The organism is Myroides odoratimimus, assembly GCF_030326305.1.
GTDB lineage: Bacteria > Bacteroidota > Bacteroidia > Flavobacteriales > Flavobacteriaceae > Flavobacterium > Flavobacterium odoratimimum_A.
The window spans coordinates 204,566-224,565 of the sequence record NZ_JACAKB010000002.1 but is presented as its reverse complement, the minus strand read 5'-3'; the positions used below and the strand labels follow the sequence as shown (position 1 = coordinate 224,565).

Sequence of the window (20,000 nt, the reverse complement as noted above, 5' to 3'; positions counted from 1 at the left end):
TAACCATGAATAAAAAAGTAGATTATGTGCAAAAACAAAAGGTATCCAGAAAACAATCTAGAGAGCCAAGCTCACTATGAGGAGCATGAAAAGGAGTTTACTAAACAATGTAAGCTTGTTCACGATGCATTAAAAAGAGGAGAGAAGTTAACCACACATGAAGCTTTACTTAAGTACAATATAGGTGACTTAAGAAGACGTGTGAAAGACTTAAAAGACATTTATGGAATCCCAGTATTATCAAGTTATGTTCCTGGGACAAGATTTAAACAATATTATTTATGAGTAAAGAAGCATTTTATTTCAGCCACGACAGTAACGCCCGTAATGATGAGAAAATACTCGCCGTGCGGATGAGACATGGAGCTGAAGGATATGGTGTTTACTTTATGATTCTAGAAAGGTTGTTAGATAGCACAAAATACATGAGCGTCAAAGATTATAATGTTATAGCCTTTGACCTTCGTGTGAGTGCATCAGTAATTAAGTCAGTAATTGAGGACTTTGGGCTATTTGTCTTTACCGAAGAAGGTAAGCACTTCTACTCCGAAAGCTTAATTAGACGTATGCAACCATTAGATAATTTAAGAGAACAAAGAAGAGCAGCAGGTAAAAAATCAGCTGAAAAAAGAACTTTAAAGAGTGTTGATAATCAAGGTATTTCAACGACCGTTGAACGGTCGTTGACTAAAAATCCAACAAAGGAAAGTAAAGTAAAGGAAAGTAAAGTAAAGGAAACAAACACAAAAGGCGTGTGCGAGGAAAATTTGTGTTCTGATTTTAAAAATCCTGAAACAGAAAAAAAAGAAAAAAGTTCCGCGAAAAAAGAAAAAGAAATTGAAGAATTGAAATCATCTGATTTTTTTAAACAGTTATGCACTTTCTTTTCTCAAACAAGCGAAGTATTACAAATGCGAGCTTTTGGTGATTTGTTGAGGTTAGATGATGCTGGAGATTTAGAAGAATTCATTAAACAAACAAATGCCTATATGGCTTATAAGCAGATTACAGGGGAACGCACACATAGATTTCAAAATTTCATTTATGAATGGAAAAATGATGATTGGGTTAATAAATTAAAAAAACAACAGTATCATGAAGGAAAACAGTTGCAACAATCAGGAGCCATCAGTTCAAATAGACCAGAGCCAAATTGGTAAGGCTATCGGCCGACATAAGTACGCAGTACTGAAATCTAAGCCAAAAGAAGAGCTTACAGGCATTGAATTGCATCAAATAGAGGTTTATGAGGCTAGAGGTAAATTAAGTGCTGAATCTGCTAAAAAAATGGCTGCATACTTCGAGATGATTAGAAGGCCTAAAGTTGAAAAGATAATTACTTTCACAGCTAAAGAACTATATGATGCTTTTCAAAATACATTCAATGAAATGTATGGTAAGAAGTATGAATTAACTGAAGAGTCTCTTGATAACCTAAGCCCTTTGATTTATTACTTCTCCAAGGATGAACGTTTCTTTGAATGTAAGAATCTATCTAGAGCCTCTAAACCTAGTTTTGAAAAGGGATTGTTAGTGATTGGTGGCTACGGAAATGGCAAAACATCATGTATGAAGGTATTTGAGAAACTTATGCGACCAATAAAAGGCAAAAGCTTTAAAGGATATACAGCCAATGAAGTAGTGACTATGTTTGAGAAATGTAAAGAGGATTCTGATAGAAGTGAATTTGAAGATATCATGTACAAAGGGCAACGCTACTTTGATGACTTAAAGACAGAACGTATAGCATCAAACTATGGTAAGGTCAATATCTTTAAAGAAATATTAGAAGAAAGGTATATACGACAGTCTAGAACCTTTGTAACTTCAAACTACAAAGAGAATCATCCCAATGATCTTAAACTTGGGATAGAGGAGTTTGGAGAAAAATATGGAGATCGAGTATATGATAGAATATTTGAAATGTTCAATATCATAGAGTTTAAAGGACAGTCGTTCCGTAAATAAAAATCAACGAAAACTTATTGTATAACACTATCCGAAATAACTCGGACAGATAATCTATTGTTTAAAATGAAAGTAATTATAACATTTTCTGGCGGTAAAGATAGCCAAGCTTCAGTCCTTTGGGCTGTTGAAAAATATGGTTTAAAAAATTGCACAACAGTATTTTGTGATGTTGGATGGGAAGCACCAGAAACCTATACACATATTGATTATTTCGTTAATGATTTAGGAATAAATCATGTCACTTTAAAATCATCTAAATATGATGGTATGGTAGATCTCGCTATAAAAAAACAAAGATTCCCAAGTACAACAGCAAGATTTTGCACACAAGAATTAAAAGTCAAACCAGTCATTGATTGGATTTTAGAGCAAAATCAAAGCCTCTTATTTGTGGATGGTATCAGAGCAGATGAGTCAGCCAATAGAGCAAGTAAATCACCTGATTGTAGATATTTCAAATACTATTTTGAACCCTATAAAAGCAATGAAATTACAATAGCTAAATATGAACAAAAACCACCAGTCACTCATAAGCAAAAAGCAGAGTTACAAATAGCTGTTGATAGATTAGCAGAAGGTAAAAAAGATGAAAAGTTTTTCACATATCGTAAAAAAGAGGTTTTAAAATGGTGTTCTGAACATGATGATAGTTTAATAAGACCTTTCTTTCATTCTACAGGTAATGATGTAATTAATTTTAGTTTAAGTAGAGGATACGCTATTAATCCTCGATATTTCAAAGGATACTCAAGAGTCGGTTGTGACCCTTGTATAATGGAAAAATTACCTGAATTAAAAATAGCTGTAAACGATCCTAATTCTACAACTATTGATAAAGTAAGAAAAGCAGAAATAGAAGCTAATTCATCTTTCTTTCCACCAGATAAAGTTCCTAAAAGGTATCATAGTAAAGTAGCACCAAATGGTAAAACTTACCCGACTATAGATGATATTGTTAAGTATATAAATGACTTAGGAGCAACTGGAGATTTATTTGAAGAAGAACCACAATTTCAATGTAAGTCAGTATATAACATCTGTGAATAACACATAAAACTTATTGTTTAACCAACAGTTCGGGAATACCGAACAGTTCAACTATTGTTTAAAATGAAAACAGAAACAACAATAAATGTAGGTAGTGACTTTAGTGGTGTAGGTGCATTCAATCAGGCATTGATGCGTTTAGAGATAGAGTACAATGAAGTGTTTGCTTGTGATATGGATAAGTTTGCTAGAAAAACATTTATTCATAATTATGGAGAACCTAAGTATTATCCATCTAATGTGTATGATCGAGAAATACCAGGAGAGAGTCTTGATATTTATATGACTTCTCCTCCTTGTCAAGCATTCTCACTGGCAGGAAAACGAAAAGGAGAAAATGATAAAAGAGGGATTTTATTTTATAATTCTCTTGAATTTATAAAAGTTAATAATCCTAGGTTTTTCATTTTTGAAAATGTTAAGGGGTTATTGAGTATGGATAATGGTCAAACCTTTCAAAATTGGTTAACATTTTTAGGGGGTAAGTCTGTAAATGGTAACCCTATTATTTTTCCACATGAGAAATCAGTACCATATCATATCTATCATACTGTTTTGAATGCTAAACATTATGGAGTACCACAGAACAGAGAAAGAGTGTTTATAGTTGGAATACGAGATGAGCAGGATAATGATTTTACTTGGCCTATAGGTATAGAATTAAAAACTAGGTTAAAGGATTTGTTAGAGAGCGAGGTTGATGATAAATATTTTCTTAGTGAGAAAATGGTAGAGGGTTTTACAGGAATAGATGTAAATGATGCATCTAGAGCTATAAGGTGTGGTGGTGCAGCTTCATTAGATGATAAGCATAATTGGGATATAATTAATTTAGGATTCATTAATCAAGACACACAAGCATCGCAAGTTTATTCAGACAAAGGTATAGGGCAGACATTGAGTGCAGGTACACATGGTTATAGTAATGGATATGTAAGTATAGGGGCTATTCGTGGTCGTAACCCTGATAATCCAAAACTAAGAAAAGCAGGAATGCCTACAGAGCAAATGTTAGAGCTGAATATGAATGGCACTTCTAATGCATTAACAACGGTTCAAAAAGATAATGTTGTAGTGTATGCTCAGTTAAGAGGTGATAAATGGGAAAAAACTCATGAGCAATCAGGAAGAGTTTATGATATAGAAGGTATTGGACCAACTCTACACACAATGGGTGGGGGAAATCAAGAGCCTAAAGTTGTTATTCATCAATTACCTCAAGGTAAAAATAAAGGAGGTAAGCATTTTATATCTCCGGCTGTAACTTCTAATGCTTGGGAGCAAAATAATCTACTAGAAGTATGTAGTACTCAGAAAGAATATGAACCCCCACTTTATAATGATAGAAGATTAAATGAATATGTATTAAGTAACGATCCTAAGGCTGATAATGAATTTATTAATACTTATGATCAAAAAGGATTTACTGATGTTACAGGTACAATAACAACTAGAACATCGGCTTCAAACATTAACTTTATTAGACAGAAAACAATTGAGTGCGAATGTAAATATGGTTTTGATAGTTGTTTAAATAGTGATTTATGCGATAGTTGTGATGAAGGATGTAACTATGAGATGGCAGGCGACTATGAACAGTATAAGATAAGGAAATTAACACCTCGTGAATGTTTTAGGTTGATGGACTTTCCTGATTCATTTGATTTTAGTTGTGTATCAAATAGCCAAGCGTATAAACAAGCAGGTAATAGTATAGTGGTGGCAGTATTGGCTGCTATAATTGCAAAATTAAAGATAAAGTAATAGTATATTGTATCTTTTAAATTATTGATTTATAGTGATGTAAATTATGAAAAGTAATGATAAATAAAATTGTTGTTTTGAAAGTAGATTAATAAGTTTGTAAATATATTTTTTGATATGAAAGTTAATATGGATATTGGGGTAGTAGACCTTTTTTGTGGTATAGGAGGATTAAGTCATGGAATGTATAAAAAAGGGTTTGATATATTATCAGGCTTTGATATAGATGATACATGTAAGTACGCATATGAATTTAATAATAAGTCTAAATTTCATAATGTTGATATTAGTAAACTAAGTGGTAAACAAATTAATGAGATTTTTGCTGATAAGAAAGTGAAAGTTTTAGCAGGCTGTGCCCCTTGTCAACCATTTTCATCATATGCTTTTAAAGTAAAAGAGAAAGATAGTAGTAAATATGATTTACTTTATGAGTTTGGAAGATTAGTAAAAGAATCTAAGCCACATATTGTTACAATGGAAAATGTTGCTCAAATACTTTCATTTAAAGAGAAACCTGTTTTAAATGATTTTGTGACATTATTAGAAAATGAAGGATATTTTGTTCAAGTAAATAAGGTGTTTTGTCCGGATTATGGTATCCCTCAGAAAAGATCTAGGTTAGTTTTGCTTGCTTCTATATTTGGGGAAATTAGTTTAATAGCCCCTACTCATAGTAAAAAGAATTATAATACAGTAAGAAAAGTAATAGGAAAGTTACCAAAATTAGAAGCAGGGGAAGTTGATACAAAAGATCCTTTACATAGAGCAAGGATATTATCAGATTTAAATTTAAAAAGAATTAAAGCTACGCCTCAAAATGGAGGATGGAAAGATTGGCCTGAGGAATTGTTATTAGAATGCCATAAAAAAGAAAGTGGTAAAACATTTAGTAGTGTTTATGGGAGGATGAATTGGGATGAACCAGCTCCAACAATGACTACATTATGTACAGGTTTAGGAAATGGTAGATTTGGGCATCCAGAACAAGATAGAGCTATATCTTTAAGAGAGGCTGCAATTTTTCAAACTTTCCCCAAAAGCTATCGTTTTTTTAAAGGAAATACTGATGTTTCTATTACAAAAGCATCTAGATATATAGGGAATGCTGTTCCTCCAAAGTTAGGCGAGGTAATAGCAATTAGTATAATTAATCATTTGAAAAATTATGAGTAAATTTAAAATGACAGTATCCTTAAACATAATAAATCATTTAGGTTTAAGTCTTTATAGTAATACCCCTTCTGTTTTGTCTGAGATAGTAGCTAATAGTTATGATGCAGATGCAAAGGTTGTAAGGATAACTACAGACGATGAGGATGGAGACCAAATCATTATTATTGATGATGGAAATGGAATGAGCATTGAGGAAATTAATGAAAGATTCTTAAAAGTTGGATACCAAAAAAGGAAGGAAAAAAATAAAGGTCTATCAGAAGTTTTTAATAGACCAGTTATGGGAAGAAAAGGAATAGGAAAGTTATCTCTATTTTCAATTGCTAAAGTTGTTGAAATACACACTAAAAAGCAAGGAGAAAACGGACAAGCTTTTAAAATGAATCTTGATGATATTCAAGAACTAATTGGAGATAAAGACAATACAAGAGAATACAATCCTATAGAAATAGATTTTGATAGTGAAGGTATTGAAGATTCAGGCACAAAAATTATTATTTCTAAGATAGACAAAAATATAAGTAAAGCAGCAACTTATTTACGAAAAAGATTAGCTAGAAGATTTTCATTAAAAGACCCATTAGGAGGATTTGATATTTTTATTAATGATGAAATTGTAAAAAAGGAAGATCTAGACTATTATAAAAATTTTGAGTTTATATGGCCTATAGGAAATTTTGAATTACCTTTTAAATCATCAGGAGTTACTCAAGCTAGTTTAGATGGGATAATAGAAGGAGGTATTGAAATAAAAGGTTGGATTGCATCAGTAACAACACCAAGTGTACTAAAATTAGAGAATAATGAAAATAACAATAAGATTAGTATAATGTGTCGTGGTAAATTAGCTCAAGAAGATATTTTAAGTTCTTTTAATGAAGGAGGAATTTATGCGAGTTATTTAATTGGTGAAATTCATGCGGATTTTTTAGATCTTGATGAAGAAAAAGATATTGCTACTTCAAATCGACAAGAACTTAACCAAAATGATGAAAGATTTAAGAGTTTAACGACTAAAGTTAATAAACTCTTAAAAAAAATACAAAGTACTTGGACAAATCTGAGGAACGAAAAGGCTACAGATAAAGCAATTATTCAAATGCCAATTTTAGAAGAATGGTTTGAATCTCAGATAGGAGATGAAAAAAAGTATGCGAAAAAGTTATTTCAAACTATAGAGTCTTTAGGTATAGAAGATGTGGATATTGATAAGAAAAAAGAATTATACAGATACGGTATTTTATCATTTGAAAAATTAAAACATCAACGAAAATTAAGTGAATTAGAACATCTTAAAATTGAAAATATCATTGAATTTGGTAAACTTTTTACTGAATTACAAGATATAGAAGCTACTATGTATTATGATATTGCAAGACAAAGAGTAGATATAATTAAAAAGCTGAGAGATGCAATTGATGAAAATGCAAAGGAGCAAGTGTTACAACAACATCTGTTTGAAAATTTATGGTTACTTAATCCTTCTTGGGAACGAGCAACTAAGGGAACGGAATTCATTGAACAAAATGTCCAAAAAGCTTTTAAAGAAATTACTGTAAAATTGACAGAGGAAGAAAAAAAAGGAAGATTTGATATTCGTTATAGATCTTCATCAGATAAACATATTATAATAGAGTTAAAAAGATATAATGCAAGTTACAAATTTGACGAGCATGATTTAGCTAGACAAATTGGTAAGTATAGTTCTGCTTTAAGAAAATGTTTAGAAGCCAGTGAAATAAAAAATCCTTTTATTGAATCAATTTGTATTGTTGGTAAAAATGCTATTAATGATATGAATGAAGCTAATGAGTACTTAAAAGTAAAAAATGCTAGGGTTATTTGTTATGATCAATTGATAAATGATTCTTTAGTAGGTTATGAATCTTATGTTGAAAGTGTAGGAAAAATCGATAAAATTTCAACAATTGTTAACGGTCTATTTGAGAAAAATAATTAAATAAAAAAAGAGAAAAATATGGATTTTGAGGAAATAAATGATACAACTAGAATATATTCAGATGACAATGATAAAAAGTATGAATTTAGAATAGATGAGGATGAGATTGCTGTTTATATTACATATCTAGGAACATCAGAGGTTATTGGAGAGTTTGAGTTCATAGAGGTTGGAGAGTATGGATATAAGACAACTTTTGAAGGTTATAAACTTAGATATATGGATGTAAAAGATGGTTATAAGAGGAATGGTCTAGGAACTGCAGCAGTTGAGTTTTTTAAAGAGTTTTACGGAGAACCTATTATAGTGTCTAGCTATAATGGTATGGAAAGAGCAGATGGTTCTCATCTTACTGGGGAAGGACTTCCTTTCGCAATGAGATTATTAGAATTAGGAATTATTGATTATGAGAATTAAATAAATGTCAAGTGGTAAAATAGACTGTAAACCTTTATCAGTTAATGAATGCTGGCAAGGGAGAAGGTATAAGACTGAAAAGTATAAGGTATATGAACAGGTGGTATTTTGGCAGCTTCCTAATAAATTGGAAGTAAAACCACCTTTTCGAATAGATATAGATTTTGGCTTTTCAGCAAAGACTGCAGATATCGATAATCCTGTGAAACCATTTCTAGATATTCTCCAGAAGAAGTATGGTATTAATGATAAGGATATCTATGAGTTGCACCTTAGAAAAAGAATAGTTCCGAAAGGACAAGAGTATATTTCGTTTAATGTTTTGAATTTATGGTTATGAGTTGTACGTTTAATGAATGGATTTCAATAATAGTTGGTGCTATTATATCTATTTGCTCTATTTTAGTAACATCGTATTTAAAAAAGAAAGGGGATAATTTAGCACAGAAAGAAGATATAGAGGAGCTTACATTAATTGTAGAAGATATAAAGCAAGAGAATTCTAAGGAATTAGAAGTTTTGAAATCAGGTTTAAATCGTTTAAGTGAAAAAGATAAAGTATTGTTCTTAAATGAAAGCACTACTATAATTGAGTTTTATACTAAGAGTTGTGATTTTTTATATAATGGTTTAAGCTTCACTTTCAGCCAATATAATAGTATCGATAAGTTACTAGAAAAAGAAAATACAATTCAAGAGTTTTTTAATGAAGTTTTATTCCAATACTCTAAATTAGAATTAGTTTGTAATAATGATAAATTGATTGATTTTGGTGAAAAATTTCTGTTCTCTTTATTAGATTCTAAAATAAAAATTGAGTCAATTATAAGTGACTATATGATTTGTTTCAAAAGAGATAACGATTTTTTGAAATATGATCCAAAAGAATCTGAAGAAATTAAAAACCAAAAAAAAGTTATAAAAGAAGATTTTGATAAATTACTTACAAAACATCATAGAGTTGTTTTACCTGGAATAAAAGAAATTGAAGAAGGTATTAAAAAAGAATTTAAAGATACAGCTAGAGAATACTTAAAAACATTTATTAATAAAGAAATTTAAGCGGTTTTTATAACCGCTTTTTTTAATTAAATTTGTAAACATAATGTTTAATAATTGGTTGTAATGGCTAGACCTAGTAAATATGAAGTAGAGTGGCGTGACAGACTTATTGTTGTCCAAGGTTGGGCTACAGATGGTTTGTCAGATGAACAGATAGCTCATAATATGGGAATAGCAACATCTACACTATATGAATGGAAGAAGAAGCATAGGGAGTTTTCGGAGGCTCTAAAAAAGGGAAAGGAAATAGTTGATAGAGAAGTAGAGAATGCATTACTTAAAAGAGCATTGGGGTATAAATTCACTGAAATAACAACAGAACGTAGAGCTAACTATAATGCTAAAGGTATCTTAGAAGGTTATGAAATGGTTGAGACAAAACGAGTAGTTAAAGAAGTTCAACCAGATACAACGGCTCAAATATTTTGGTTAAAGAATAGAAAACCTGAAGAGTGGAGAGATACTAAAGTGCTGCAGGGAGATGATGAGAAGCCATTAGGAATGCCTAAAATTAAAATGATTATACAAGAAGATACTAGAACAGATGATGAAGATTGTAAGTAAGTTTGAATTAGAGGAGATTGTTTATTTCAAAACAGATTTAGAACAATCTGAATACATAGTAACAGGATTTAAGGTTAGAGGCACAAAGGAGAATCCTTTGATACTCTATTTAGTTTCTTGTATGGGACATGAAGTAGGAGCTTATGAATATGAATTAAGCTCAGATAAGAATATTAAAAAGCAATTAGGAGTACACTAATGGAGACTTGTAAGACAGCTAAGTTATCACGACCACAAATGAAGGTTTTCGCTAGTCGAAAACCTTTGACGTTATTTATGGCTGGACAAAGGCTTGGTAAGTCCCATTTGATAGGCTCTAAATCTGCTCTATATGCTATTAATCTTCCTATGATAAAGGGAATGATAGCAGCTAATACTTATATGCAGCTTAGACAGTCAACCATGGTTGCAGTAAAGAAAGTATGGGCTAAAGATTATGGCCTTTCTGAATTCGATAAGAAAGGAAATCCAAAAGGGCATTACGTGGTTGGGGTTAAACCACCTGATCACTTTGTTAAGTTTAGTACGTTCGATTCTTACCATGGTGTTATTTCGTTTATTAATGGAGCCATAATCTATACAGCATCTTTAGATAACTATATGGCCCATGATGGAAAGGAAATAGGTTGGGCTGAGTTAGACGAGACAAAGGATACTAAAGAAGAAGCTTTAAAAGCTGTTATACTTGCACGTTTATCACAACCAGGTATGTTGTATCATAAACAAACTTTAGAGATTGTTTATATAGACGATATAGAGGAACCAATAGAACATTATGAAGCCATTAATCCTTGTTGTATAAATACTTCTCCTAGTATTGGTATTGTACAATGGCTTAATGATATGTTTAAACTTGGCGAGTATGAAGAGGACATATATCGTAAGATTACAGATCCTAATGATTTCTTTTACAAAGAAGATGATAATAAGGCTGTTTGTATTGCTTCTACATATTGGAATGAAAAGAACTTACCTAAGGGGTATATTGATAATAGGTTGAAGTCATTAAGCGAAAACGAAGCTTTAAAATTCGTTTTTGGTTATCCTTTTGCTAAATCAGGGAAAGCTTATTATAGTTCATTCTCATCTAAAAAACATGTACAAGATTTTGGATACAGAACAGATTTACCTATTCATGTTACTTATGACTTCAATGCAGTACCTTACATGACTCTTCTATGTGCACAGATAATTATAGATTCAAAAAATAAAAAGTTCATTATACGCTTCTTTGACGAGTATTGTGGAGAGACTCCAGATAACACGACAGAACGTGTTACAGAGATGTTTGTGGATGACTATGGAGAATTTAATCCAGAAGTATATTTTTATGGTGATGCATCTGGAGATTATAGACAAGCAGGTAATGGTGACCATACTCAATTTGACACAGTAAGGAAAGTACTTGCTGATTACATTTCAATTTATTCTGATAGAGTTCCTTCTTATAACAAAGGGATAATGAATAGACGAACCTTTATGCAGAAGATATTTGAGGGCAAATTATGGATTGATTATGGAGGAGAACAATTATTAGTTGAGGTATTGTTTGAAAAAGAATGTACTCATATATCAGATGACTTTCAATGGTTAAAACAAGGGGCGGATGGAAAGAAATTAAAAGAGAAGGTAAAAGATCCTGAAACGAATCAAATGTATGAGAAGTATGGACATACCTCAGATGCTGTAGAATATTTAGTGTGTGAGGTATTGGATGATTATTTTTTAAACGATTAAATTAAACATTATATTTAATTTTTACCTTTGTTAATAAATATGTTGTTTAGTTAATACTGCTGTTATGAATATCGAAGCACTTAGGAGTACCTTAGAAAATATTATAAATAATAATTTAACTCATGCTAATTATGATCATGTATGCAATCTAGCATCAGAATATGAAGCATTTATCACTGATGAGAAAAATGAGCAAGGAGAGCGAAAATTAAATACCTACTTACGTCAATTTGTTAGAAGAGAAGATAATGATTTGTTTGAACAAAGAAAGAATATAACGAAACACTATACTCCTTCTATTTGTGCTCAAATTATAAGAACTTTTGAAAAGGTGATACGTTCTAATAAAGTTCAGAAGTTAGTAGAACACAAAGACAATTCTAAGGTAGAAGAAATACAACAAAGCATTGATAAGTTTTATGGAGATAGTCATGATAATGGTGTAGATAAGTATCTAAATGAGCGTTTTAAAATTCTGACATTTACAGACCCAAACGCTTGGATATGGGTAAATTTTAAACCATTTGATTATCGATTCGAAAAGCCTCAAGCTTACCCATTAGAAATTAGTAGTAAGCAAGCAATAAACTTTAAGATAGTAAATGGAAAGGCAGAATGGTTAGTCGCTAAGTTTAGTTATAAGTATCAATGTAAGGATAATAAAACTAAAGAGGCTATAAGATATATTATATTCTCTGGTGATAATCATGTGGAGTATAAAGAGATCCCAAAAGATATTGTAACTCCTTTCATTGATTGGGATGATATTTACGAAAACAAAAAGAAGAACAAGAAGTATGCTGTTTATTTCTATGAGCACAAACTAAAAACTTTACCTCTTCAACGTGTAGGATATAGACCAGATATAGAAACGAAATCTGAGACATTTGTAAATCCTTTTCACTATGAGGCTATGCCTTTATTAAGGCAATTTATCAAGGTTAGTTCAGAGTTACAGTTATCAATCACTTTACATACATTTCCTAAACAGATAGCCTATGTATCTCCATGTACAGCTAAAGGGTGTAATAGTGGTAGACTTGCAGAAGGTAAGACCTGTGATGATTGCGGAGGTACTGGTGTAAAAAGAACGCATACAACCGCAGCAGATGTAGTTGAATTACCAATGCCAAAGAATGTTAGTGATGTAGTTGATGCATCTCGTCTAGCTGCTTATATACCATTTCCAAATGATGTAATGAAGTTTCTTGATGAGTATGTAGATAAACTTGAGAAGAAGATTATCAGAATGGTATTTAATTCGGAGAGCTTAATGCAAACTAGGTTTTCTACTGCCACAGAAGTCGAAGTTGATGTTGATAGTATATACGATACTTTGAATCCATTTGCACAAAAGTATAGTGAGATGTGGATGTTCATTGTGAAAGTTATTAGCGAGTTATTATTTGATGAGGTAGATTCATTCTTGATATGGCATAAATATCCTACAGATTTTAAACTTAAAACTATGGGGCAACTATTGCAAGAACTTAAGTTAGCTAATGAGAGTGGAGCACCTTCTTATATTAGAGAGGGATTAAATAATGATATCAGTGAGATAATCTATGCTGATGATCAAGATGAATTAGCTAAGCTTAGAACTAAGAATAGATTCTATCCATTCCCTGGTAAAACAGATTTAGAGATTCAAAATATTATAATTCAGAACCTAACAACTAAACGTATGCAGGTTCTATATGCTAACTTCGATAACATATTTGACTCAATAGAACTTGATATCCCAGAGTTTTACAATATGGCTTTAGGTAAGCAAAGAAGTATTATTGATGATAAAGTGAATATACTTATGGAGGAATTGCAAGATGTTACTAAGCCTTCATTTGTTATTGAGTAATGAAATGAGAACGGAACAAATATTACAAAGGTCCAGAGATAAAGCTGTTGAACTAGATAAATTAATTGATATTATGGAAGACAAGATTCAGTCTTCCTCTAGTCAATTGACTAAATCGATGTATAGATATTTTATATTAAAGCTTAAGCATGAAAACGGTATTGTTACAGATGTACAAGATGCTAAAACAGTATTGTTATTTAATATAGCTTATTCAAGATTCACAGAGACTTATACTAAGCAGTTGATTAAAAACATTTCAATTGATTTAAATACAATCATAAGCAGTAATACTAACTACTATAGAAGCGTAACTACAGTCGCTCCTGAAGTAATAGCAGAAGTAAAAAAAGTTATTTTGAAACGAATGGGGATTAAAGCTGATGGTACTTTAATCAAGGATGGTTTTTTAAATGGGATGTTTAAAAATGATGGGCTTAAAGCAGATATGTTTAAAACTGTATTTAGTGAGATAACTAAAGGGACTGGATATGAAGCATTAAAAAAAACGCTTAAGAATTATATCGAAGGGACGGAGCACAAGGTAGGAAACTTCAAGAAGTACTACAAGGTATTCTCATATGATACTTATGCAACAGTTAATGCTTTCAATGGAGCTTTATATGCTAGTAAGCTAAATCTAAAGTACTTTATCTATAACGGTGGGATTATAAAGACTTCTCGTAAATTTTGTATTGAGCGTAATGGAAAGGTGTTTTCAAGTGAAGAGGCTGATAAGTGGGTTAATGATCCTGATTTGACAGCAATAACCGATAGAGAAACTTACAATTGGAAAATAGATAGAGGAGGATATGGGTGTAGACATGGAGTTGACTATATTCCTTATGAGATAGCGGTCGCTTTACGTCCTGATTTAGCTACTTAGTTTTGGTTTAAAATTAAACTTAGTATTTAATAAATTATTTAAAAAGTAAATATTATGTTTAATTTTATATACATTTGTAGTGTTAGTTGTTCAATTAAAAATTATGCATCATAATGAAATACATAGAAATTCAGAGAGATGGAGTAAAGCGCAAGGTGACAATAGCTGCTTGGCAAAATATGAAAAAGGAAAAAGCAACCTATGGATGGTCAGAGGTTCATTCTTTACCAGAAGAAGTAGCTGTTAAAGAAGCTGAAATTTTAGAGTCTAAAGCAAAGGCAGATGAAGAGAAAGAGAAGACTGATGAATCTACAGTAGATGAAACAAAGAAGGAAATTCAAAATACTGAAGCTGTTAAAGAAGTGAAGGTTAAGAAGTCTAAAGCAAAGGCAGATGAAGAATAATGTTGTAAATCTTAAGACAGGAAAAGAATATTATATGTCAAATCCTGAAGCATTTGTCAGTAACAATAGATCTTGTTTTGCTCTTATTGAACAAAAACAAACTCAATTGCCTGAAGAGGTAATTGAAAAGGAAAAAGAAGTTAAAAAGAAACAAAAATAAAATTTCTTATGTCATACACAATACTTAGAAATTCATTGGTGGGAGTGCTTGCAACCACATACAATATGCAAGAGGAGGAATTGTCTAAAATTTTACCAGTAGAAGAATCAGCATTTGTAGCTGATACTTTTAAAAATGTTGTTTTGGAAAAAGATGCTGCTAAAGTATCACATGGAAAAGAGAAATTTGAACAAGGATATAGCAAGGCTAAGTCTGAAGTTTTAAATGGTTTGGAAACTGAGCTTAAGAGTAAACACAAAGTAGAGGAAGACTTAAAAGGGGTTGACCTAATCGAACATATTATTCAAAAAGTATCTAGTGCTGAACCTAAAATAGAAAACGTTTCTACACATCCTGAGGTATTAAAGTTATTAGCCGAAAAAGAGACTTCATTTAAGAAGCAAATAGAGGAGGTTAAGTTAGAGTACAGCCAAAAGGAACAACAGTATCAAAAAGAACGCACATTTGAAAATGTAAGTAAGAAAGCATTAAATGTTTTAGACAGCTTAAAGCCTGTATTATCTACAGATTCAAATAAGGCAACTAATCAAAAGAATATCTTATTAAATCAATTAAAGGAATATGATTTCCAAGATAACAATGGAGAACTAATTGTTTTAAAAGATGGAAAAAGACATGAAAATCAACATGGACATGGTATCTCTTTTGAAGAATTGGTAAAAGAAAAGGCATCTATGTTTTTTGATTTTCAACAAGCAGAACCTAGAAAAACTCCTGATGGAGGTGATCTTGGTGCAAGTGGTGTAAAACTTCCAAAGAATGATGATGAGTATGCTGCTCTAATGACAGACAGAAACATTTCTTTTGAGGATAGATTGAAGATTAAAGAGCAATATGAAGCTCAAAAAGGCAATTCTTAGTTAGTACTATTAATTCCTTAAAAAAGTAAATAATGGCAGAAATTTCAATCGCAAATCAATGCGACATTTTATTGAAAGCTGAAGAGGATTGGAATAATTCCCAATCTCAAAAAGATATGTATAAAGCTGAGGCTACAACAATCTCAGCTTTAACAACAGAGCAAGTAGGAAGAAACAAGGTAATTACCTCATTAGAGGATCCTTCAATGGATGATGATGAGGTAACTGTTGTTTGGATTGATAACTGTGAAACAAAGCTTGATGATGATTGTCAAGATGTTTGTAATTTCACAGGAAGTCAAGCTTCAATGAACTCTAAAAAGTTCAAATTGACAAAATGTAAGTCAGCTTCATTCAGTATAGATGAAAACGCTTTAAGACGTTCTCGTTATACTTTAGAAGAATTTGTTGCTAATCAATTATTAGTTAAAACAAAAGCTTTAGATGAGTATTTGAACAAACAAGGATTGTTATTCTTATCAGCAAATGCTGGTTATAATAAGAATCAAGATGAGTTTACATGGAATGCAAACTCTATGGAGGTTCCTAAGGATAGATATAATATTGACTTATTGGTTGATATGAAAATTGATATCCAAGTGAACAACATGGCAGATGCTTTCTTGATTGATAACCGTTCTTTATTGAAACCGTATATGAATGCTGGATTAGATAAAGAAGATCTACAAAGTGGAAACTTCAAACGTTCAGAGTTGTTTAAGACATACTTTGATATTGCAGGTTTCCCTGTAGCAGGAGTAGATGATACGTCTTTCTTAGTCGCTCCAGGTTCTTATGCGTTTGTGAATAGAAATTACAATGAGTCAACTCCTAAACAGGTTAATCCTTCAAGTGGTTGGCAACAACGTTATTCTATTCCATCGTTCAATGTACCAGGAGTTGTATATGATGTTTATTACAAATATGACTGTAGTGGAAAACGTTTCAAACATACCTACTATATGGAAGTTAATTATGATTTCTTATTAAATCCTGTAGGTTGTGGAGAAACAGGCAAACAAGTATCAGGAATCTTGTCTTATAAAAAAGTTGATAAAGCACTAGTTGGTCCTGGTGAGTAATTGTTTTTTGGTTTGATCATGAAAAGGGACATTTTATAAGTGTCCCTTTTTTAAATCTTATGAGTTATGAATGTAGAAATAAAAGAATGTTTTCGTGAATTAGTTGGAGTAACTAGAACTGAGTGTGATTGTATAGAAGTAGATTCTTTAGTTAAAAAAAGTAAACTTAGTCTTTACATTGATGAGCATAAATCATTGTCTTTAAAGCTTATTCAAGATGTTTTAGGATGTGGAGAAGAAATAGAATCAGAGTTTAAGAAGACGTACTCAAATGCAGTTAACTTCTTTGAAAGTGATTTTCAAGTAGCTATATCTGAAAATCATAAACAGAAATATAAGCCTTATCGTGGCTCTATAGGAAAGCTTAATTATTCAACGCCAAGTAATAACAAGTCTGCTTTCAAAGGTATCTCGATTAAGGGAAAGCCATTAGAAGGAGCTTCTATAGTTATTGATAGTATAACATTATTCTTTAACAAAGAGGCTACTATTGAACTTAAAGTGTATAAAAATAATATAGAAATAGAATCTTATCCTATTACTGTAAGATTAGGAGCTACTGTGTACCAACTTGATAAACCTCTAAACTTACCTTTGTTTGATAGTGAAATGCAAAATACTTATGTTATTGGATATTCGCATTTACATGAAGATTTGAAACCGTTAGAAAATTTGGTTACATGTGGTACATGTGGGAATATTGATCATGTAAGAAAGAATTTTGTGGATGTATCAGGAGTATATGGTAATGATGTTTATAGTACTTCTAATAGTACAGATGCTTTCGGTATCTCAATAAACACTGTTATTAGTTGTAGTATTCTTGATATGATTTGCCCTGCAATGCAAGATGAGTTATTTCAACGTAGAGCTGGTATGGCTTTATGGTATAAGATAGGTGAGATGATGTTAGGGAAAGCTTTAGCAAGTTCTAATATCAATTTCAATATAATGAGTAATAGAGAACAAATGGCAAAGGATGAAGCTATTCTGAAGAACTCATATAAGAGTTTAGTAAGTTGGCTTGCTGAGAATTCGGATATTAAAAACTCAGAGTGTTTTATTTGTGATCCTGAAAAGACAATGACAGTTGGTAAAATATTAATCTAATTATGGCTTTAACTCCTGGTGAATTTCAGATAAATATAGAAACAGCAACTGAGCGAGTAGCAACTGAAATGCTTCCTGTATTAGAGTCTGCTGCTTTAGCAGCTAAAGCATTAGTTACACGAAGGATATTAGCTGAGGGTTTTGGTAGAAAATATACTTCTAAGCCTTATATAAATTACCGATTAAGGTTAGGACGGTCTGTTGAATTTGTGAATCTTTCACTAACAGGATTAATGTTCCAAGGATGGAATGTACCCGAATCAAAAAGAGTAGGAAACATATTAACAGCAGGTGTAAAAGGGGGAGATAATGCAACGGCATTTAAACTTACTGAGAACAAAAAGAGATATCCAGAGTTTGACTTGTTGAATGAATTTGAAAAGGATTTAATTATTGAGACCTATCTTAAACCTAAGTATCAGGAGATATTAAAAAAAGTATTATCACAATGACATCAGTGTTAGCAAATCATATAAAAGGGACGCTTATCGATTTGAAATTTATTGATAAGAAGGCTGGTTTAGTACAGACAATGGAAAGACTAGAACCGACTATTGTAGAAGATACATTTGCAGTATCTAAATTTCCAGCATCTGTAGATGTATCTTTTGATGACTGTGGTCGCAAAGGGTGTTTTACAGATTTGGTGCCTAATTCTAATTTAAAAGGAGTATTGTATTTTGAAGATTTAGGAACTACTCCTCAAGGTAGTAGAGGTAGCGATTTTATGTATAAATCTACTCTTAGACTTGTAGTTTGGTTAAACAACCAAAAAATACAAGGTAAGGAATGTCAATCAATCAGACATAGACTTATTACCTATATCAGGAGTAAACTAGAACCGAATGTTTTTAATATACCAGAACAATCTATTAAGAAGGTGTCTATTGTAACAGGAAGGATTATTGAAAATGACTATGAGATTTTTAAACGTTATACATATCCTCGTGATGTGATAAAGTATTTAATGCATCCTTATGAAGCCTTTTCTATTGATTTGGTTGTTGAATATACTATGAGTAGTAATTGTTTACCAGAGCTAATTTTAAAAGAAGATATATGTTAGAGTATTTTATTTTGACTTTTTTATGTGCTTGTATTGTGTGGTTGTACTATGGAGTATTAAAGGATTTTCTTTTATCAAGTTTCTTCTTTTGGGGATATCGCATTTTTGGACAAGATGAAAAGAATTGGAAGTATTTTATTTATAAACCGATATGGGGATGTAAACCATGTACAAGTGGACAATTAGCATTTTGGACATACTTGTATTTTTATTTTCATAGTTATAATCTAGTGTATCACATAGGTTTTATAGCTGTATGTGTAATTATTAATTTGATTTTAAATGACAAACTTAGTAAGCTTCAAGCCTGAGATTGGAGAACAATTTGAGGTTAATGGCAAAAAATATATTATAGAAGAGAAGTTATCTATTGCACGTGCAATAGAGGCTTCTAAGATTGAATTAGAGTTATTTGATATGAATGTACCTAATTTAAAAAATAGTTTAATTGGTGCGTATAATGACCTTAATGGGAATAATAAAGACAAGTGTGTTAAGTTCGCAGATGCTTCTATTAAGATTTATAACATAGTTCAGAAAATGGAGAAAGGTTTTACTTTAGAACAACATCCTGTACTGAGTTATTGTGCCTTGTTCATTAATGAAGAAAAAGAAGATAGACGCATTATTAATGATCAAATGATACAATCAAAGATAAATGATTGGCAGGAAGGAGGGGTTGAAATGAACTCTTTTTTTCTCTTACTCCTGTCATTGGTAAAAGGCGGGAAAGAAGAATTCAAAAAGTACATTCAAAATACTTCAAGTCAAAATCAAGAGAAGTAAAACAATACCAGGAGCGATATTATGAAGCTGAACAGATAAGAATAGACAAAGAATGGAGTGGGCTATTATACG

Annotated in this window: 24 protein-coding genes; all 24 read left to right on the top strand. The window is 31.4% G+C overall.

The window, feature by feature from the left end; all coding sequences use genetic code 11:
* Positions 1–24: 24 nt before the first annotated feature.
* The 24 genes from HX049_RS02690 (at position 25) to HX049_RS02575 (ending at position 19,928) form a co-directional block, all read left to right on the top strand.
* On the top strand, positions 25–285 hold the full coding sequence (locus tag HX049_RS02690) for a helix-turn-helix domain-containing protein (protein WP_025124399.1): 261 nt from the start codon (positions 25–27) through the stop codon (positions 283–285).
* A complete protein-coding gene (locus HX049_RS02685; RefSeq protein ID WP_286413830.1) occupies positions 282–1,160 on the top strand; it encodes a Lin1244/Lin1753 domain-containing protein in 879 nt (292 codons plus the stop codon). The genes HX049_RS02690 and HX049_RS02685 overlap by 4 nt, the downstream gene beginning before the upstream one ends.
* Positions 1,096–1,968 (top strand): hypothetical protein, encoded by an 873-nt coding sequence (locus HX049_RS02680; protein WP_286413828.1) that lies wholly within the window; start codon positions 1,096–1,098, stop codon positions 1,966–1,968. The genes HX049_RS02685 and HX049_RS02680 overlap by 65 nt, the downstream gene beginning before the upstream one ends.
* A 66-nt stretch (positions 1,969–2,034) precedes the next feature.
* On the top strand, positions 2,035–3,018 hold the full coding sequence (locus tag HX049_RS02675) for a phosphoadenosine phosphosulfate reductase family protein (protein WP_286413826.1): 984 nt from the start codon (positions 2,035–2,037) through the stop codon (positions 3,016–3,018).
* Between the two features lie 63 nt (positions 3,019–3,081).
* Positions 3,082–4,782: a DNA cytosine methyltransferase gene (gene dcm / locus HX049_RS02670; protein ID WP_286413824.1), complete on the top strand. Its 1,701-nt coding sequence runs from the start codon at positions 3,082–3,084 to the stop codon at positions 4,780–4,782.
* A gap of 117 nt (positions 4,783–4,899) precedes the next feature.
* The gene (locus tag HX049_RS02665; protein WP_286413822.1) at positions 4,900–5,958 is read left to right on the top strand and encodes a DNA cytosine methyltransferase; all 1,059 of its coding nucleotides are present in this window, start codon (positions 4,900–4,902) and stop codon (positions 5,956–5,958) included.
* A complete protein-coding gene (locus HX049_RS02660; RefSeq protein WP_286413820.1) occupies positions 5,951–7,918 on the top strand; it encodes a BbrUII/HgiDII family restriction enzyme in 1,968 nt (655 codons plus the stop codon). Before HX049_RS02665 ends, HX049_RS02660 begins: the two co-directional genes overlap by 8 nt.
* Positions 7,919–7,936: 18 nt before the next feature.
* A complete protein-coding gene (locus HX049_RS02655) occupies positions 7,937–8,335 on the top strand; it encodes a hypothetical protein (RefSeq protein ID WP_286413818.1) in 399 nt (132 codons plus the stop codon).
* Positions 8,336–8,339: 4 nt separating this feature from the next.
* The gene (locus tag HX049_RS02650) at positions 8,340–8,675 is read left to right on the top strand and encodes a RusA family crossover junction endodeoxyribonuclease (protein WP_286413816.1); all 336 of its coding nucleotides are present in this window, start codon (positions 8,340–8,342) and stop codon (positions 8,673–8,675) included.
* Positions 8,672–9,397, top strand: a complete 726-nt coding sequence (locus tag HX049_RS02645; RefSeq protein ID WP_286413814.1) for a hypothetical protein — start codon at positions 8,672–8,674, stop codon at positions 9,395–9,397. Before HX049_RS02650 ends, HX049_RS02645 begins: the two co-directional genes overlap by 4 nt.
* Before the next feature lie 63 nt (positions 9,398–9,460).
* Positions 9,461–9,961, top strand: a complete 501-nt coding sequence (locus HX049_RS02640; RefSeq protein ID WP_286413813.1) for a transposase — start codon at positions 9,461–9,463, stop codon at positions 9,959–9,961.
* Positions 9,942–10,160: a hypothetical protein gene (locus HX049_RS02635; protein WP_286413811.1), complete on the top strand. Its 219-nt coding sequence runs from the start codon at positions 9,942–9,944 to the stop codon at positions 10,158–10,160. Before HX049_RS02640 ends, HX049_RS02635 begins: the two co-directional genes overlap by 20 nt.
* Before the next feature lie 38 nt (positions 10,161–10,198).
* Complete coding sequence (locus tag HX049_RS02630) at positions 10,199–11,698, top strand: hypothetical protein (RefSeq protein WP_286413809.1); 1,500 nt, start codon at positions 10,199–10,201, stop codon at positions 11,696–11,698.
* A 64-nt stretch (positions 11,699–11,762) separates the two neighbouring features.
* Positions 11,763–13,553 (top strand): hypothetical protein, encoded by a 1,791-nt coding sequence (locus HX049_RS02625; RefSeq protein WP_286413807.1) that lies wholly within the window; start codon positions 11,763–11,765, stop codon positions 13,551–13,553.
* A gap of 73 nt (positions 13,554–13,626) precedes the next feature.
* Positions 13,627–14,439 carry a hypothetical protein gene (locus HX049_RS02620; RefSeq protein WP_286413805.1) on the top strand — a complete coding sequence of 271 codons (813 nt, stop codon included), beginning with the start codon at positions 13,627–13,629 and terminating at the stop codon, positions 14,437–14,439.
* Between the two features lie 113 nt (positions 14,440–14,552).
* Complete coding sequence (locus HX049_RS02615) at positions 14,553–14,843, top strand: hypothetical protein (RefSeq protein ID WP_286413804.1); 291 nt, start codon at positions 14,553–14,555, stop codon at positions 14,841–14,843.
* Entirely contained in the window at positions 14,833–15,003 is a 171-nt protein-coding gene (locus tag HX049_RS02610) for a hypothetical protein (RefSeq protein WP_286413802.1), read from the top strand. Before HX049_RS02615 ends, HX049_RS02610 begins: the two co-directional genes overlap by 11 nt.
* Positions 15,004–15,011: 8 nt before the next feature.
* Entirely contained in the window at positions 15,012–15,884 is an 873-nt protein-coding gene (locus tag HX049_RS02605) for a hypothetical protein (RefSeq protein ID WP_286413800.1), read from the top strand.
* A 32-nt stretch (positions 15,885–15,916) separates the two neighbouring features.
* Positions 15,917–16,966, top strand: a complete 1,050-nt coding sequence (locus tag HX049_RS02600) for a hypothetical protein (RefSeq protein ID WP_025126205.1) — start codon at positions 15,917–15,919, stop codon at positions 16,964–16,966.
* A gap of 66 nt (positions 16,967–17,032) precedes the next feature.
* A complete protein-coding gene (locus HX049_RS02595) occupies positions 17,033–18,076 on the top strand; it encodes a hypothetical protein (RefSeq protein WP_286413798.1) in 1,044 nt (347 codons plus the stop codon).
* 2 nt (positions 18,077–18,078) lie between these two features.
* The gene (locus HX049_RS02590; protein WP_286413797.1) at positions 18,079–18,528 is read left to right on the top strand and encodes a hypothetical protein; all 450 of its coding nucleotides are present in this window, start codon (positions 18,079–18,081) and stop codon (positions 18,526–18,528) included.
* The gene (locus HX049_RS02585; RefSeq protein ID WP_286413795.1) at positions 18,525–19,142 is read left to right on the top strand and encodes a hypothetical protein; all 618 of its coding nucleotides are present in this window, start codon (positions 18,525–18,527) and stop codon (positions 19,140–19,142) included. Before HX049_RS02590 ends, HX049_RS02585 begins: the two co-directional genes overlap by 4 nt.
* Positions 19,136–19,453 carry a hypothetical protein gene (locus HX049_RS02580; protein WP_286413793.1) on the top strand — a complete coding sequence of 106 codons (318 nt, stop codon included), beginning with the start codon at positions 19,136–19,138 and terminating at the stop codon, positions 19,451–19,453. Before HX049_RS02585 ends, HX049_RS02580 begins: the two co-directional genes overlap by 7 nt.
* Positions 19,425–19,928, top strand: coding sequence for a hypothetical protein (locus HX049_RS02575; RefSeq protein WP_286413790.1), 504 nt, complete (start codon positions 19,425–19,427; stop codon positions 19,926–19,928). The genes HX049_RS02580 and HX049_RS02575 overlap by 29 nt, the downstream gene beginning before the upstream one ends.
* Positions 19,929–20,000: the final 72 nt, after the last annotated feature.

Excerpts from the sequence above, each read along its gene's own strand:
- HX049_RS02655 (WP_286413818.1), top strand. The coding sequence starts at position 7,937 with ATGGATTTTGAGGAAATAAATGATACAACTAGAATATATTCAGATGAC.
- HX049_RS02600 (WP_025126205.1), top strand. The coding sequence starts at position 15,917 with ATGGCAGAAATTTCAATCGCAAATCAATGCGACATTTTATTGAAAGCT.
- HX049_RS02645 (WP_286413814.1), top strand. The coding sequence starts at position 8,672 with ATGAGTTGTACGTTTAATGAATGGATTTCAATAATAGTTGGTGCTATT.
- HX049_RS02580 (WP_286413793.1), top strand. The coding sequence starts at position 19,136 with ATGTTAGAGTATTTTATTTTGACTTTTTTATGTGCTTGTATTGTGTGG.
- HX049_RS02675 (WP_286413826.1), top strand. The coding sequence starts at position 2,035 with ATGAAAGTAATTATAACATTTTCTGGCGGTAAAGATAGCCAAGCTTCA.
- HX049_RS02660 (WP_286413820.1), top strand. The coding sequence starts at position 5,951 with ATGAGTAAATTTAAAATGACAGTATCCTTAAACATAATAAATCATTTA.
- HX049_RS02575 (WP_286413790.1), top strand. The coding sequence starts at position 19,425 with ATGACAAACTTAGTAAGCTTCAAGCCTGAGATTGGAGAACAATTTGAG.
- HX049_RS02585 (WP_286413795.1), top strand. The coding sequence starts at position 18,525 with ATGACATCAGTGTTAGCAAATCATATAAAAGGGACGCTTATCGATTTG.
- HX049_RS02665 (WP_286413822.1), top strand. The coding sequence starts at position 4,900 with ATGAAAGTTAATATGGATATTGGGGTAGTAGACCTTTTTTGTGGTATA.
- HX049_RS02605 (WP_286413800.1), top strand. The coding sequence starts at position 15,012 with ATGTCATACACAATACTTAGAAATTCATTGGTGGGAGTGCTTGCAACC.
- HX049_RS02620 (WP_286413805.1), top strand. The coding sequence starts at position 13,627 with ATGGAAGACAAGATTCAGTCTTCCTCTAGTCAATTGACTAAATCGATG.
- HX049_RS02590 (WP_286413797.1), top strand. The coding sequence starts at position 18,079 with ATGGCTTTAACTCCTGGTGAATTTCAGATAAATATAGAAACAGCAACT.
- HX049_RS02680 (WP_286413828.1), top strand. The coding sequence starts at position 1,096 with ATGAAGGAAAACAGTTGCAACAATCAGGAGCCATCAGTTCAAATAGAC.
- HX049_RS02635 (WP_286413811.1), top strand. The coding sequence starts at position 9,942 with ATGATGAAGATTGTAAGTAAGTTTGAATTAGAGGAGATTGTTTATTTC.
- HX049_RS02610 (WP_286413802.1), top strand. The coding sequence starts at position 14,833 with ATGAAGAATAATGTTGTAAATCTTAAGACAGGAAAAGAATATTATATG.
- HX049_RS02640 (WP_286413813.1), top strand. The coding sequence starts at position 9,461 with ATGGCTAGACCTAGTAAATATGAAGTAGAGTGGCGTGACAGACTTATT.
- dcm (WP_286413824.1), top strand. The coding sequence starts at position 3,082 with ATGAAAACAGAAACAACAATAAATGTAGGTAGTGACTTTAGTGGTGTA.
- HX049_RS02615 (WP_286413804.1), top strand. The coding sequence starts at position 14,553 with ATGAAATACATAGAAATTCAGAGAGATGGAGTAAAGCGCAAGGTGACA.
- HX049_RS02685 (WP_286413830.1), top strand. The coding sequence starts at position 282 with ATGAGTAAAGAAGCATTTTATTTCAGCCACGACAGTAACGCCCGTAAT.
- HX049_RS02690 (WP_025124399.1), top strand. The coding sequence starts at position 25 with ATGTGCAAAAACAAAAGGTATCCAGAAAACAATCTAGAGAGCCAAGCT.
- HX049_RS02630 (WP_286413809.1), top strand. The coding sequence starts at position 10,199 with ATGAAGGTTTTCGCTAGTCGAAAACCTTTGACGTTATTTATGGCTGGA.
- HX049_RS02625 (WP_286413807.1), top strand. The coding sequence starts at position 11,763 with ATGAATATCGAAGCACTTAGGAGTACCTTAGAAAATATTATAAATAAT.
- HX049_RS02595 (WP_286413798.1), top strand. The coding sequence starts at position 17,033 with ATGAATGTAGAAATAAAAGAATGTTTTCGTGAATTAGTTGGAGTAACT.
- HX049_RS02650 (WP_286413816.1), top strand. The coding sequence starts at position 8,340 with ATGTCAAGTGGTAAAATAGACTGTAAACCTTTATCAGTTAATGAATGC.